The 14329-nt window shown below is 54.3% G+C and carries 15 protein-coding genes; 11 read left to right on the top strand and 4 right to left on the bottom strand.

From position 1 onward, the window contains the following. Positions 1 to 4 precede the first annotated feature (4 nt). The 10 genes from G163CM_RS05460 (at position 5) to gstA (ending at position 9665) form a co-directional block, all read left to right on the top strand. The gene (locus G163CM_RS05460; protein WP_231827153.1) at positions 5 to 445 is read left to right on the top strand and encodes a DUF2569 domain-containing protein; all 441 of its coding nucleotides are present in this window, start codon (positions 5 to 7) and stop codon (positions 443 to 445) included. A 77-nt stretch (positions 446 to 522) separates the two neighbouring features. After that, complete coding sequence (gene rsxA / locus G163CM_RS05455; RefSeq protein ID WP_015964281.1) at positions 523 to 1104, top strand: electron transport complex subunit RsxA; 582 nt, start codon at positions 523 to 525, stop codon at positions 1102 to 1104. Beyond that, complete coding sequence (gene rsxB, locus G163CM_RS05450; RefSeq protein ID WP_015964280.1) at positions 1104 to 1679, top strand: electron transport complex subunit RsxB; 576 nt, start codon at positions 1104 to 1106, stop codon at positions 1677 to 1679. Before rsxA ends, rsxB begins: the two co-directional genes overlap by 1 nt. Next, the gene (gene rsxC, locus G163CM_RS05445; protein WP_231827152.1) at positions 1672 to 3804 is read left to right on the top strand and encodes an electron transport complex subunit RsxC; all 2133 of its coding nucleotides are present in this window, start codon (positions 1672 to 1674) and stop codon (positions 3802 to 3804) included. The genes rsxB and rsxC overlap by 8 nt, the downstream gene beginning before the upstream one ends. Continuing rightward, entirely contained in the window at positions 3805 to 4857 is a 1053-nt protein-coding gene (gene rsxD / locus G163CM_RS05440; RefSeq protein ID WP_231827151.1) for an electron transport complex subunit RsxD, read from the top strand. A gap of 9 nt (positions 4858 to 4866) precedes the next feature. Continuing rightward, positions 4867 to 5487, top strand: a complete 621-nt coding sequence (gene rsxG / locus G163CM_RS05435; protein ID WP_015964277.1) for an electron transport complex subunit RsxG — start codon at positions 4867 to 4869, stop codon at positions 5485 to 5487. 3 nt (positions 5488 to 5490) lie between these two features. Beyond that, positions 5491 to 6186 (top strand): electron transport complex subunit E, encoded by a 696-nt coding sequence (locus G163CM_RS05430; protein ID WP_113856956.1) that lies wholly within the window; start codon positions 5491 to 5493, stop codon positions 6184 to 6186. Then, positions 6186 to 6821 carry an endonuclease III gene (gene nth / locus G163CM_RS05425; protein WP_231827150.1) on the top strand — a complete coding sequence of 212 codons (636 nt, stop codon included), beginning with the start codon at positions 6186 to 6188 and terminating at the stop codon, positions 6819 to 6821. Before G163CM_RS05430 ends, nth begins: the two co-directional genes overlap by 1 nt. Positions 6822 to 7403: 582 nt before the next feature. Then, on the top strand, positions 7404 to 8909 hold the full coding sequence (gene dtpA, locus G163CM_RS05420) for a dipeptide/tripeptide permease DtpA (RefSeq protein ID WP_231827149.1): 1506 nt from the start codon (positions 7404 to 7406) through the stop codon (positions 8907 to 8909). 150 nt (positions 8910 to 9059) lie between these two features. After that, positions 9060 to 9665 carry a glutathione transferase GstA gene (gstA, locus tag G163CM_RS05415; RefSeq protein WP_231827148.1) on the top strand — a complete coding sequence of 202 codons (606 nt, stop codon included), beginning with the start codon at positions 9060 to 9062 and terminating at the stop codon, positions 9663 to 9665. 162 nt (positions 9666 to 9827) lie between these two features. On the opposite strand, the gene tyrS is transcribed toward gstA, so the two are convergent. The 4 genes from tyrS to anmK form a co-directional block, all read right to left on the bottom strand. Next, the gene (gene tyrS, locus G163CM_RS05410) at positions 9828 to 11102 is read right to left on the bottom strand and encodes a tyrosine--tRNA ligase (protein ID WP_231827147.1); all 1275 of its coding nucleotides are present in this window, start codon (positions 11100 to 11102) and stop codon (positions 9828 to 9830) included. A gap of 124 nt (positions 11103 to 11226) precedes the next feature. Next, positions 11227 to 11883, bottom strand: a complete 657-nt coding sequence (pdxH, locus tag G163CM_RS05405; RefSeq protein ID WP_015964271.1) for a pyridoxamine 5'-phosphate oxidase — start codon at positions 11881 to 11883, stop codon at positions 11227 to 11229. A gap of 57 nt (positions 11884 to 11940) precedes the next feature. Beyond that, on the bottom strand, positions 11941 to 12264 hold the full coding sequence (mliC, locus tag G163CM_RS05400; RefSeq protein WP_015964270.1) for a C-type lysozyme inhibitor: 324 nt from the start codon (positions 12262 to 12264) through the stop codon (positions 11941 to 11943). A gap of 97 nt (positions 12265 to 12361) precedes the next feature. Further along, positions 12362 to 13477 (bottom strand): anhydro-N-acetylmuramic acid kinase, encoded by a 1116-nt coding sequence (gene anmK / locus G163CM_RS05395; protein WP_231827146.1) that lies wholly within the window; start codon positions 13475 to 13477, stop codon positions 12362 to 12364. 283 nt (positions 13478 to 13760) lie between these two features. Between anmK and slyB the strand changes: the two genes are divergently transcribed. After that, positions 13761 to 14228 carry an outer membrane lipoprotein SlyB gene (gene slyB / locus G163CM_RS05390; RefSeq protein ID WP_015964268.1) on the top strand — a complete coding sequence of 156 codons (468 nt, stop codon included), beginning with the start codon at positions 13761 to 13763 and terminating at the stop codon, positions 14226 to 14228. The last annotated feature ends 101 nt before the right edge of the window (positions 14229 to 14329 follow it).

The following is a 14329-nucleotide window of genomic DNA, read 5'->3' as shown; positions in this document are numbered from 1 at the left end:
CGAAATGTCGTCAAATTCTGCAGAACGAATTGGTGGATGGTTGCTCGGCCCGCTGGCGTGGCTGTTGGTCGCCCTGCTTAGCATTAGCCTGCAACTGCTGATGTTCGTTAACGCCCTGCTTAATCCGCAGATCCTGAACCTGTTAAAAGCACAAAGCAGCACGCATCTGGCCCTTTGGGTTCTCTCTTTAGCATTCGTGATTGCCATGTGGTATTACACACTGTGGCTGACCATTGCTTTCTTTAAGCGCCGTAAAAATGTGCCTAAACATTATATTATCTGGTTACTGGTCTCATTATTGCTGGCGATTAAGGCATTTGCATTCGCACCGGTGTCCGATATCATCGCGCTGCGCCAGTTATTGCTGCCGTTGGCCGCTGCGGCGCTGGTTGTGCCCTATCTCAAACGCTCATCCCGCGTGAAACGTACGTTTGTGAACCCTTAATAACCACACTCTTGCCCTGTTGTCGATGAACGCGCTTTCGTCGATAATAGGCGGCTTTTTTTGTTACAGGTCGAATGATGACTGACTACTTATTGCTCTTTATCGGTACCGTACTGGTAAATAACTTCGTCCTGGTGAAGTTTCTCGGGCTTTGCCCGTTTATGGGCGTGTCCAAAAAGCTGGAAACAGCAATGGGCATGGGGCTCGCGACCACCTTCGTGATGACGCTGGCGTCAATTTGCGCGTGGCTGATTGATACCTGGATCCTGATTCCGCTTAATCTGATTTATCTGCGCACCCTGGCCTTTATTCTGGTGATTGCCGTAGTGGTGCAATTCACCGAAATGGTGGTGCGTAAAACCAGCCCGGCGCTTTATCGTCTGCTGGGCATCTTCTTACCGCTGATCACCACCAACTGTGCGGTGCTCGGCGTGGCGCTGCTCAACATTAACCTCGGCCATAACTTTTTGCAGTCGGCGCTGTATGGCTTCTCCGCCGCCGTCGGTTTCTCGCTGGTGATGGTGCTGTTTGCCTCTATTCGTGAACGTCTGGTGGTATCGAATGTACCCGCGCCGTTTCGCGGTAACGCGATTGCGCTGATTACCGCAGGGTTAATGTCGCTGGCGTTTATGGGCTTTAGCGGGTTGGTGAAGTTGTAATGATGACCTTCTGGATTGCTGTCGCCGCTATCAGCGTTTTAGGGCTGATTTTCGGCGTCATACTGGGATACGCCTCACGCCGTTTCGCGGTGGAAGATGACCCGGTTGTTGAAAAAATTGATGAACTCTTACCGCAAAGCCAGTGCGGGCAGTGCGGCTATCCGGGCTGTCGCCCCTATGCCGAAGCGGTAAGCAACGGTGAAAAAATTAACTGCTGCGCCCCCGGCGGTGAAGCGGTGATGCTGAAAATTGCCGAATTACTTAACGTCGATCCGCAACCTGTCGACGGCGATACCGCCGTTCAGGAACCGGCGCGGATGCTGGCCGTGATCGACGAAAACAACTGTATTGGTTGTACCAAGTGCATTCAGGCGTGCCCGGTGGACGCCATTGTCGGCGCGACCCGCGCGATGCACACGGTAATGAGTGACCTCTGCACCGGCTGCAACCTGTGCGTTGCGCCCTGCCCGACCCAGTGTATTGAACTGCGTCCGGTCGCCACTACAACCGACAGCTGGAAATGGGACCTGCAAAGCATCCCGGTACGTAATATTCCTGTGGAACAACATGCTTAAGTTATTTTCCGCGTTCAGAAAAGAGAAAATCTGGGATTTCGATGGGGGGATTCACCCACCGGAAATGAAAACTCAGTCTAATGGCACGCCGCTGCGTCAGGTTCCCCTTGCGCAGCGTTTCGTCATTCCTCTGAAGCAACATATTGGTGCTGAAGGCGAGCTGTGCGTGAAGCCCGGCGATCGCGTGCTGCGCGGTCAACCACTGACGCGCGGCTGGGGGCGAATGCTGCCCGTACATGCGCCAACCTCCGGCACTATCGCCGCCATTGAGCCGCACGCCACGGCGCATCCTTCCGCCTTGCCGGAAATGAGCGTCATCATTGATGCCGATGGCGAAGATCAGTGGATCTCACGCGACGGCTGGCACGATTATCAGACTCGTTCGCGTGAAGAATTGATTGAACGAATTCATCAGTTCGGCGTCGCGGGCCTTGGCGGAGCGGGTTTCCCGACCGGCACAAAACTGCGCGGCGGCGGGGATAAAATCACCACGCTGATTATCAATGCGGCGGAGTGCGAACCGTATATCACGGCGGATGACCGGCTGATGCAGGATTGTGCGGCGCAGGTTATCGAAGGTATCCGTATTCTCGGTCATATCCTGCAACCACAGCAGATTCTAATAGGCATTGAAGATAACAAACCGCAGGCAATATCAATGCTGCGCGCGGTGCTGGCGGGCGCACATGATATCAGCCTGCGCGTCATCCCCACCAAATATCCGTCCGGCGGCGCGAAGCAGTTAACGCAAATTCTTACCGGCAAGCAGGTTCCGCACGGCGGGCGTTCATCCGATATCGGCGTACTGATGCAAAACGTCGGTACCGCGTTTGCGGTGAAGCGCGCGGTGATAGACGGCGAACCGTTAACCGAACGCGTGGTGACCTTAACCGGTGAATCCGTGAGCCGACCGGGTAACGTCTGGGCGCGTCTGGGCACACCGGTCAGTCATCTGCTTGAAGACGCGGGTTTCTGCCCGTCTGCCGAACAGCTTGTGATTATGGGCGGCCCGCTGATGGGCTTTACCCTGCCGTGGCTGGACGTCCCGGTGGTCAAAATCACCAACTGTCTGCTGGCGCCATCGCCATCGGAAATGGGCGAGCCTGAAGAAGAAAAAGGCTGTATTCGCTGTAGCGCCTGTGCGGACGCCTGCCCGGCCGATCTTCTGCCGCAGCAGCTTTACTGGTTCAGCAAGGGCCAGCAGCACGATAAAGCGACTGCGCATAATATCTCTGATTGCATCGAGTGCGGCGCCTGCGCGTGGGTCTGCCCGAGCAGCATTCCGCTGGTGCAGTACTTCCGCCAGGAAAAAGCGGAAATCTCAGCAATTCGTCTTGAAGAGCAGCGTGCCGCGGAAGCGAAAGCCCGCTTTGAAGCACGTCAGAATCGTCTTGAGCGCGAAAAACTGGCGCGTGCTGAACGCCATAAAAAAGCAGCCGTGCAGCCAGCGGCGAAAGATCAGGATGCAATCAATGCCGCGCTGGCACGCGTGAAAGAGAAGCAGCAGCAGGCCACGCAGCCGGTCATCATCAAAGCAGGTGCACTGCCGGATAACAGCGCCGTAATTGCAGCTCGCGAAGCGCGTAAAGCAAAAGCCCGAGCAGCGCAGGCAGAAAAACAGCCATCATCGGTCAGCGATGCGGTAGACCCGCGTAAAGCCGCCGTTGAAGCCGCTATTGCACGCGCTAAAGCGCGTAAAACGGAGCAGCAAGCGGCCAGTGAACCCGCTGCGACAGCGGAAACGGTTGATCCGCGTAAAGCGGCTGTTGAGGCCGCTATTGCACGGGCCAAAGCGCGTAAAGCGGAGCAGCAAGCGGCCAGTGAACCCGCTGCGACAGCGGAAACGGTGGATCCGCGCAAAGCCGCTGTTGAAGCGGCTATTGCACGTGCTAAAGCGCGTAAGGCGGAACAGCAGGCGGCCAGCGAACCCGCAGCAACAGCGGAAGCCGTTGATCCGCGTAAGGCCGCCGTTGAAGCCGCTATTGCACGAGCCAAAGCACGTAAAGCCGAGCAACAGGCCGCAAATGAGTCGGCTGCCAATGATGATCCACGCAAAGCGGCCGTTGCGGCAGCTATTGCCCGCGTTCAGGCTAAAAAAGCCGCGCAAGCTGTAAACGAGGAATAAATGGTTTTCAAGATAGCGAGTTCCCCTTATACCCATAACCAGCGCCAGACATCGCGCATCATGATGCTGGTGATTTTGGCCGCCCTGCCCGGCATTGCGGTGCAAAGCTGGTTTTTCGGCTGGGGAACCCTGATTCAGCTTCTGCTGGCCTCGCTGACGGCCTGGGCTACGGAATCGTTCATATTGCGTCTGAGAAAGCAGGCTATTGCCGCGACGCTTGCAGATAACTCGGCCTGGCTGACCGGCATTCTGCTGGCCATCAGTATCCCCCCTTTCGCCCCGTGGTGGATGGTGGTGCTGGGCACAGCTTTTGCGGTGATCATCGCTAAACAACTGTATGGCGGCTTAGGGCAGAACCCGTTTAACCCGGCAATGATTGGCTATGTTGTGCTGCTGATCTCCTTCCCGGTGCAGATGACCTCCTGGCTGCCGCCGCATGAAATTGCCGCCAACACGCCAGGTTTTATCGACGCATTACAGGTCATTTTCACCGGCCATACGGCTGCGGGCCAGGACATGAATGCGCTGAAAATGGGCATTGATGGCATCAGCCAGGCCACGCCGCTGGATACCTTCAAAACGTCGCGTCACGCAGGTCATTCGGTAGACAGCATCATGCAATCTTCGATTTATCACGGCGCACTCGCGGGCATTGGCTGGCAGTGGGTGAACCTGGCATATCTGGCGGGCGGGCTGTTTTTACTGTGGAAAGGCGCCATTCGCTGGCATATCCCGGTCAGCTTCCTGTTGAGCCTGGCCGTCTGCGCGACGCTTGGCTGGTGGTTTAATCCGGAAAATGTCGCCTCACCGCAGATGCATCTGTTGTCTGGCGCGACCATGCTGGGTGCATTCTTCATTCTGACCGACCCGGTAACCGCCTCTACGACCAACCGTGGACGCCTGATTTTTGGCGCACTGGCGGGCCTGCTGGTGTGGTTGATTCGCAGCTTCGGGGGCTACCCGGATGGCGTTGCTTTTGCTGTTTTGCTGGCGAACATTACCGTACCGTTGATTGACTACTATACGCGCCCGCGCGTTTACGGCCATCGCTGAGGATTGATGATGTTAAAAACGATGCGTAAGCACGGGGTAACCCTGGCACTGTTTGCCGCAGGCTCTACCGGCCTGACGGCGGCTATCGACCAGTTGACCAAAAATACCATCGCCGATCAGGCGGCTAAACAGCAGAACGCGCTGTTTCAACAGGTGATCCCGGCGGACCGCTATAATAACGATTTGCTGCAGAGCTGCTATTGGGTTACCGCGCCGGAGCTGGGAAAAGGTACGCATAAAGTCTATATCGCTCGTCAGGGCGAGCAGGCAGTTGCCGCCGTGATGGAAGCTACCGCACCGGATGGCTACTCTGGTGCTATTCAGCTTCTGGTCGGTGCCGACTTCAGCGGCACGGTGCTGGGCAGCCGGGTTACGGAACATCATGAAACGCCGGGGCTGGGCGATAAAATTGAGCTGCGCATTTCGGACTGGATCACCCACTTTGCCGGGAAAACCATTGCTGGCGAGAGCGACGCAACCTGGGCGGTGAAAAAAGATGGCGGCCAGTTTGATCAGTTTACCGGCGCGACCATTACGCCTCGCGCTGTGGTAAATGCAGTAAAACGCGCCGGGCTTTACGCTCAGACGTTGCCAAATCAACTTTCTAACCTGCAGGCCTGTGGAGAATAAACCATGAGCGAAGTAAAAGAGGTTATTGTCCAGGGTCTGTGGAAGAACAACTCCGCACTGGTTCAGCTACTGGGGATGTGTCCGCTTCTGGCCGTCACGTCAACGGCCACCAATGCGCTGGGCCTTGGTCTGGCCACGACCCTGGTTCTGACGTTAACCAACTTTGCCATCTCCTGCCTGCGTCGCTGGACGCCTGCGGAGATTCGTATTCCTATCTACGTGATGATTATCGCGTCGGTAGTGAGCGCCGTGCAAATGCTGATCAACGCCTACGCCTTCGGTCTTTATCAGTCATTGGGGATTTTTATCCCGCTGATCGTGACCAACTGTATCGTCGTAGGGCGTGCTGAAGCCTTTGCGGCCAAAAAAGGGCCAGCGTTATCGGCTCTGGATGGTTTTGCCATCGGCATGGGTGCGACCTGCACCATGTTTGTGCTGGGCTCCCTTCGCGAGTTATTGGGTAACGGTACGCTGTTCGACGGCGCAGACGGCCTGCTGGGCAACTGGGCGAAGGCCCTGCGTATCGAGGTGTTCCATACGGATACGCCCTTCCTGTTAGCGATGCTCCCGCCGGGTGCTTTTATTGGTCTGGGTATGCTGCTGGCGATTAAATATCTGATTGATGAACGGACGAAACAACGCAAGGCGAAAGCCGTGCCCGCCACGGACGTCGGCGTTGAAACTGCTGAGAAGGCCTGATGAATAAAGCAAAACGGCTGGAAATTTTAAGCCGCCTGCGGGACAACAACCCGCACCCGACTACCGAACTCAATTTTAGCTCCCCTTTCGAGCTGCTGATCGCGGTGCTGCTTTCCGCGCAGGCTACGGATGTAAGCGTCAATAAAGCGACAGCGAAGCTCTATCCGGTCGCTAATACGCCACAGGCGATGCTTGAACTTGGCGTGGACGGGGTGAAGTCTTATATCAAAACTATCGGCCTGTTTAACAGCAAAGCCGAGAACGTGATAAAAACCTGCCGGATGCTGATTGATTTGCACAACGGTGAAGTGCCGGAAGATCGCGCGGCGCTGGAAGCGCTGCCGGGCGTGGGACGCAAAACGGCGAACGTGGTGCTCAATACCGCGTTTGGCTGGCCGACTATCGCGGTTGATACCCATATCTTCCGCGTCTGTAATCGCACGCAGTTTGCCCCGGGTAAGAACGTAGAGCAGGTTGAAGAGAAACTGCTGAAGGTGGTACCGGCAGAGTTTAAGGTCGACTGCCACCATTGGTTGATTCTCCATGGCCGCTACACCTGTATTGCCCGCAAACCACGCTGTGGTTCCTGCATCATCGAAGATCTCTGTGAATTCAAAGAGAAGGTCGATATCTAATCTTTAAAGGCGGCGCAGTGCCGCCGCTAAATCCCTGCCGCTACGATGTTAATCATTAGAATTTTGGAAATTATTGGTGTGAACACCTTGCTCTAAACACTTTTTGTGGTTAATTCTTTTTTTATCACCTAAATTTTCTATATCCCTTGGGTTTTGAACAGCCCGGTAACATTGTGTTATCTCAATGTTATCTTCTGTTCATATAACGCCCATCAATTCAATGTGTCACCCTGGTGACGCAAGACGATCAACCAGTTATTTTTCAGAATCCAGGCTATATCACTGCCTCAAAAGCGATTCAGCAGAAGATATGGTCACTACGCCATCTTTCGCCCTGGTCAGCAGAGTAAAACGCTACCTAATGGCGATGCGTGAAATTTAAATCTGAATAACATTTATATATCTGGTCATTTGTAGTAACTTACGTATTTGTAACAGAGTATGACAAAAGCCTTGTGCGAAAGCACTGGATAGTGAACATTACTCCCCGTTTCCCTCCAGAATAACTATAAAGGCGGATGTCGATACGAATTTCCGCCCAGTAACGCCCCGTTAAGATGGGATGTAAAAAAAGAGGTATATGTGTCTACTGCAAACAATAAACCAACTGAAAGCGTAAGTTTGAACGCTTTTAAACAACCAAAAGCGTTCTATTTGATCTTCTCGATCGAACTTTGGGAACGTTTTGGTTACTACGGCTTGCAAGGTATTATGGCTGTCTACCTGGTTAAACAACTGGGTATGTCCGAAGCCGATTCGATTACGTTGTTCTCCTCCTTCAGTGCCCTGGTCTACGGTTTAGTCGCTATCGGCGGCTGGCTGGGCGACAAAATTCTGGGAACTAAACGCGTTATTATGCTGGGCGCAATTGTGCTGGCGATTGGTTATGCGCTGGTTGCATGGTCCGGTCATGACGCGGCTGTCGTGTATATGGGTATGGCGACCATTGCGGTCGGTAACGGCCTGTTCAAGGCTAACCCATCGTCCCTGCTTTCTACCTGCTACGACAAAGATGATCCGCGTCTGGACGGTGCATTCACCATGTACTACATGTCCGTTAACATCGGTTCCTTCTTCTCTATGCTGGCAACCCCGTGGCTGGCTGCGAAATTTGGCTGGAGCGTTGCATTCGCACTGAGCGTTGTGGGTATGCTGATCACCGTCGTTAACTTCGCGTTCTGCCAGCGTTGGGTGAAACAGTACGGTTCTAAACCTGACTTTGAGCCTATTAACTACCGTAATCTGCTGCTGACTATCGTGGGTGTTGTTATCCTGGTCACTATCGCGACCTGGCTGCTGCACAACCAGGATGTCGCACGTATGGTGCTGGGCGTGGTTGCGCTGGGTATCGTGGTTATCTTCGGTAAAGAAGCGTTGGCAATGCAGGGTGCTGCTCGTCGTAAAATGATTGTGGCATTCATCCTGATGCTGGAAGCGATTGTCTTCTTCGTTCTCTACAGCCAGATGCCGACCTCGCTGAACTTCTTCGCCATCCGTAACGTTGAGCACTCCATTCTGGGTATCGCGTTTGAGCCGGAACAGTATCAGGCGCTGAACCCGTTCTGGATCATCATCGGTAGCCCGATTCTGGCCGCTATCTACAACAAGATGGGCGACCGTCTGCCGATGCCGCACAAGTTTGCAATCGGTATGGTGCTCTGCTCTGGTGCCTTCCTGGTACTGCCGCTGGGTGCGAAATTCGCCACCGACGCAGGTATCGTTTCAGTAAACTGGCTGATCCTGAGCTACTGCCTGCAGAGTATCGGTGAACTGATGATCTCCGGCCTTGGTCTGGCGATGGTTGCACAGTTGGTTCCGCAGCGTCTGATGGGCTTCATTATGGGTAGCTGGTTCCTGACCACTGCCGGTGCAGCGCTGATTGCTGGCCGTGTTGCAAACCTGATGGCAGTACCTGAAAACGTCACTGACCCGCTGATGTCCCTGGACGTCTACGGTAAAGTCTTCATGCAGATTGGTATTGCCACTGGCGTTATCGCCGTGCTGATGCTGCTGACCGCATCGAAGCTGAATCGCATGACTCAGGACGACGACAAAACCGTAACTGCGCAGAAAACTGCTTCCGCGTAATGTCATCGGGAAACATTTGAATTTGAGCCGTTAACGCGAGTTAACGGCTTTTTTTTTATCCCCGCTGGCACTAACATAGCGAAATGCCCTTCGTCACCCCTGTGTGGCTCAAGATAAAAAACCGATGACATCTGCCAGAAGGAGTTAGCCATGAAACTGTTTTATAAACCTGGAGCCTGTTCCCTCGCGTCGCATATTTCGCTGCGTGAAAGCGGTCTGGATTTCACGCTCGTGGGCGTAGACCTGCAAAAGAAAGTGACTGAAACCGGGGAAAATTTCCTGCAAACTAACCCTAAAGGGCAGGTTCCTACGCTCCAGCTGGACGACAACACCGTTCTGACCGAAGGCGTTGCCATCATGCAATACATTGCCGACAGCGTCGCCGACCGTCAGCTACTTGCGCCGGTCAGCAGCATCAGCCGCTATAAAACGCTGGAGTGGCTCAACTTCATCGCCACCGAGCTGCATAAAGGCTTCACCCCGCTGTTCCGCCCGGATACGCCGGAAGATTACAAACCGACCGCTCGCGCGCTGCTGGACAAAAAAATGGCCTATATCGATAGCGAACTGGCCGATTGCGAATGGATCAGCGGCTCACGCTTTACGATTGCCGATGCGTATCTGTTCACCGTACTGCGCTGGGCATTTGCGGTGAAACTGGAGATGAGCGGTTATAAAAATATTGCGGCCTATATGGCGCGTGTCGCGGCGCGTCCTGCCGTTGCGGCAGCGATGGCGGCGGAAGGTCTGAAATAACACAAACTTTTGCGCTTATCTGGCCTGCCAGTTCCCTGCAATGTATTAAATTCGCACGATTTTGTAGGCCGAATAAGTGCAAGCGCCATCCTGCAAGATGCCGCAAAAGATGTAAAAAAGGGCGTGATTTCTCACGCCCTTTTTCATTTCTGTTGCGCTGTATTACTTCCAGCACACCAGGCAGTAGTTTTTCTTACCGCGACGCAGCAGCGTGTAGCGGCCATACAGGCGATCGCTTTCGCTGAAGGTATACTCCGGGTCGGACTGTTTCTCACCGTTGATGGTGACCGCGTTGGAGGCAATGGTTTTACGCGCCTGACCGCGAGACGGTTGCAGCTCTGAATCCACCAGCGCCTGCATCAGGTCAGCGCCTTTCTCCATCTCAACCATCGGTACGCCATCCTGCGCCAGCTGTTCGAAGTCTGCTTCGCTCAGCGCGCTCAGGGTGCCATTAAACAGGCTTTCGGTGATGCGTTTTGCCGCCACCAGACCTTCTTCGCCGTGAACCAGACGGGTAACCTTCTCGGCCAGAACGTACTGGGCACGCGGGGCTTTACCGCTGTTTTTGTCTTCTTCTTCCAGCGCATTGATCTCTTCAATGTCCATGAAGGTGAAGAATTTCAGGAAACGATAAACGTCCGCATCGGCGGTGTTGATCCAGAACTGGTAGAATTTATACGGGCTGGTTTTCTTCGGATCGAGCCATACCGCGCCGCCTTCGGTTTTACCGAATTTGGTGCCATCCGCTTTGGTGATCAGTGGAACCGTCAGGCCGAATACCTGATTTTGGTGCAGACGGCGGGTCAGATCGATACCGGAGGTGATATTGCCCCACTGGTCAGAACCGCCAATCTGCAACGCAACGCCGTGCAGTTTATTCAGGCAGGCGAAGTCATAACCCTGCAGCAGGTTATAGGAGAACTCGGTGAAGGAGATGCCCTGATCGTCACGGTTCAGACGCTGCTTAACCGCTTCTTTGTTGATCATCTGATTAACGGAGAAGTGTTTGCCGATATCGCGCAGGAAGGTCAGCACGTTCATGCTGCCAAACCAGTCGTAGTTGTTCGCGGCAATGGCTGAGTTGTCGCCACAATCGAAATCGAGGAACGGCGCAACCTGTTTGCGGATTTTATCCACCCACTCCTGAACCGTATCTTCAGTGTTCAGTTTACGCTCGGCAGCTTTGAAGCTCGGGTCGCCAATCAGACCGGTCGCGCCACCTACCAGTGCGACGGGCTTATGGCCCGCTTCCTGGAAGCGTTTCAGGCATAACAATGGAACAAGATGCCCCAAATGCAAGCTGTCAGCGGTGGGATCGAAGCCGCAATAGAGCGCGATCGGGCCTTGCGCCAGTCGCTCTGCTAACGCTTCCTCGTCCGTCACCTGGGCCACGAGGCCCCGCTCTTGCAATTGTTTAATCAAGTTACTGCTTGCCATCAAATTCTCCATGTATAAACGACTGCACCTCTGTCGGTACACGACTTTTTCGCCTGACGCGAAAGGGATATAGAATAAAGCGCCAGCCCTTTCAGCACCAGCGCTTAACGCAACAATTTTGCCCTTAAGGCGCGAGTCGGTCGATTTTCCAGTCGTTCGCATCGCGCTGGTATAAAAAACGGTCGTGCAGACGATGCTCACCGCCCTGCCAGAACTCCATCTGTTCGATGGAAACGCGATACCCGCCCCAGAAACTCGGCAGCGGTACGTCGCCCTGCTGGAACTTCTGCTTCAGTTCAAGGAATTTGCTTTCGAGGATGCCACGTGCGGAGATACGGCTCGACTGTTTAGATACCCAGGCGCCAATTTGGCTGTCGCGCGGGCGGCTGTGGAAGTATTTAACCACTTCAAGCGTAGAGAGACGCTCGGCTTTGCCGGTGACCATTACCTGACGTTCCAGCGTATGCCAGGGGAACAGCAGGCTGATACGCGGATTTTGTTCCAGATGATGCGCTTTGCGGCTGCCCAGGTTGGTGTAGAACACCATCCCTTTTTCATCGTAGTGCTTGAGCAAAACGATACGCTGGTAAGGTTGCCCGTTCTCATCAACGGTCGCCACCACCATCGCGGTAGGATCGGCGAGCTTCGCCTCACAAGCCTGAGACAACCAGCGCTCAAACAGCGTCAGCGGGTCAGCGGGAAGATCGCGGCGGCGAAGACCGCCACGGGTATACTCTCGGCGCAGATGCGCAATTTGCTGCAATTCGTCGTTATCGGACATAGCGATTGTGATTGTCAGAAATGGGTAGCGTTATTGTGCGCCGCCCGGTTGAAAATCTCAACGCTTAGGGTTTTGTAACTGACAGTTATTCAGCACGATACGGTCACGTTTGTAGACGGTAGCGTCGTTGCCTTTCGACCAGAAAACGTAAATGCCGTCAGTGTAACGCGCCCCGGATGCCGACAGACCCTGCGGCAGATGCAACTGCTGATTGTCATAAACGAAGCTGACTTCCTGACGCGGATTGTTCAGTTTGACGGTGAGCGGCTTCTCATCACACTGGTACTCCAGCGTGTCGGTTTGCATCCGTTCCATAAACTGATTGTAGGTGCTGCAACCAGCCAGCATTAAAGGAATAACAGCGATAAGTAATTTTTTCATTGGCGTGCCTTACGACTTTCCTGGTCCACAGGAGGTACGAATCCTCCCTTTTTCCTGAGTTTATCGTGCAGCACGCCAGGATGATTTCAGCAAACTCCTATTTGCGCGGATTTGCTGGGAAAATAGCACCCAGAACACTCTCCTGCGATGCGCCAGTCACCGAAGGCAGATTTCCCGGTAAACCCGCAAGGGTACGCCAGGCCAGCCATGCAAAGGCCAGCGCTTCCATGTCGTCACCGCTGATACCGTATTCATCCGTTGCGGCGACTTCCGTTCCCGGCAGCATACCGGCCAGGCGAGTCATCACTATCGGGTTACGGCTACCGCCGCCGCACACCAGCAGACGATCGCAGCCGCCGCTCAGCAACACCTGTTCGCTGATGGTGGTGGCCGTTAACTCAGCGAGCGTCGCCTGCACATCCTGCGGGCGTAGCGCCGGGAATTGCCCAAGGATGCGTTCGATCCAGCCGTAGTTGAAGTACTCGCGCCCGGTGCTCTTCGGCGCAGGCGCAGCAAAATACGGGTCGCAGAGCATCTCCTGCAACAGCGGCAACAACACTTTGCCTTCGCTGGCCCATGCCGCATCTTTGTCATACGGTTTTTGCAGATTGCGCCAGATCCAGGCGTCCATCAGCATATTGCCAGGGCCGGTATCAAAACCGCGAACCGGCTGACCCGGAATGAGCAAAGAGAGGTTGGCAATCCCGCCGATATTCAGAATCATTCGTCGCTCGCCAGGATGCGCCAGCAACGCGTGGTGGAATGCAGGCACCAGCGGTGCGCCTTGCCCGCCCAGCGCCATATCGCGACGGCGAAAATCACCTACCACGGTGACGCCCGTTCGCGCCGCAACAATATTGTTATCGCCAATTTGCAGCGTATGAGGCGCATCGCCCGTGGGTTCATGCCAGACGGTTTGCCCGTGACAGCCTATCGCCACGATATCTTCAGGCCGCAGATTTTCCTGCTTCATCAGCGCCAGCACCGCATCGGCAAACAACCTTCCCAGACGTGTATCTAACTGACCAAACTGTGAGAGCGTCAGCTGTTGCCCCTGACAAACGGCCAACACCGCTTCTTTCAGGTTAATGGGAATGGGAAACGCGAGGCTGGCCAGTTGCGCCACTCTGCTTTCATCAATAGCCGCCAGCACAACATCAACCCCGTCGAGACTGGTTCCCGACATCACGCCAATATAACGGCCTGATTTCATACGCCTTCCTTAGTTGCATAAGCAGTGGAATTACACTCCACCATAAAGCAATGCCCAATGCTATGATGCAATAATAATTTTTAGTGATATTTTATACAGCAGCTGCACACCTGGATAAAAAATGTGCGGTTTTCAGGAGGAGTGTTTAACGTTGGTTAAGTTATTCCACGTTATTATTTGTCTATAGTCGTGCAGAATATATAACCTGCCATGAGCAAATACCATATAATTACCTGATACGGATGCTCGCAAGAGCGTTTCTTGGTGAACAGGAGATTCATAAATGATGTTACGTGTTTTGGCCGCTTCAATGATCGGTTTATCGTTAGCAGGGTGCGTTAGCAGCAGCGGTCTGTCCGGCGATGTCTATTCAGCTTCCGAAGCCAAGCAGGTTCAGAATGTCACCTACGGTACCATCGTCAACACGCGTCCGGTACAGATTCAGGGCGGTGATGATAGCAACGTCATTGGCGCCATCGGCGGTGCGGTGCTGGGTGGTTTCCTCGGTAATACCATCGGTGGCGGTACAGGCCGTTCACTGGCAACAGCAGCCGGCGCTGTCGCAGGCGGCGTAGCAGGCCAGGGCGTCCAGGGTGCGATGAACAAAACCCAGGGTGTTGAGCTGGAAATTCGTAAAGATGACGGCAACACCATCATGGTTGTTCAGAAACAGGGTGACACCCGCTTCTCTGCTGGCCAGCGCGTCGTGATGGCGAGCAACGGCAGCCAGGTGACTGTTTCCCCGCGTTAATGATTTTCAGCGTGGCCTGGTCAGGCCACGCTTTCTTACTTTCTCCCACTGACATTTCCTGACTTATCTCCAGACTCGTTTAGATTCATTGACAGCGTGAA

This window comes from Pseudocitrobacter corydidari, from assembly GCF_021172065.1.
Classification (GTDB): domain Bacteria; phylum Pseudomonadota; class Gammaproteobacteria; order Enterobacterales; family Enterobacteriaceae; genus Pseudocitrobacter; species Pseudocitrobacter corydidari.
The sequence above is the reverse complement of the archived record's forward strand: the minus strand, read 5'-3'. Positions and strand labels throughout refer to the sequence as shown.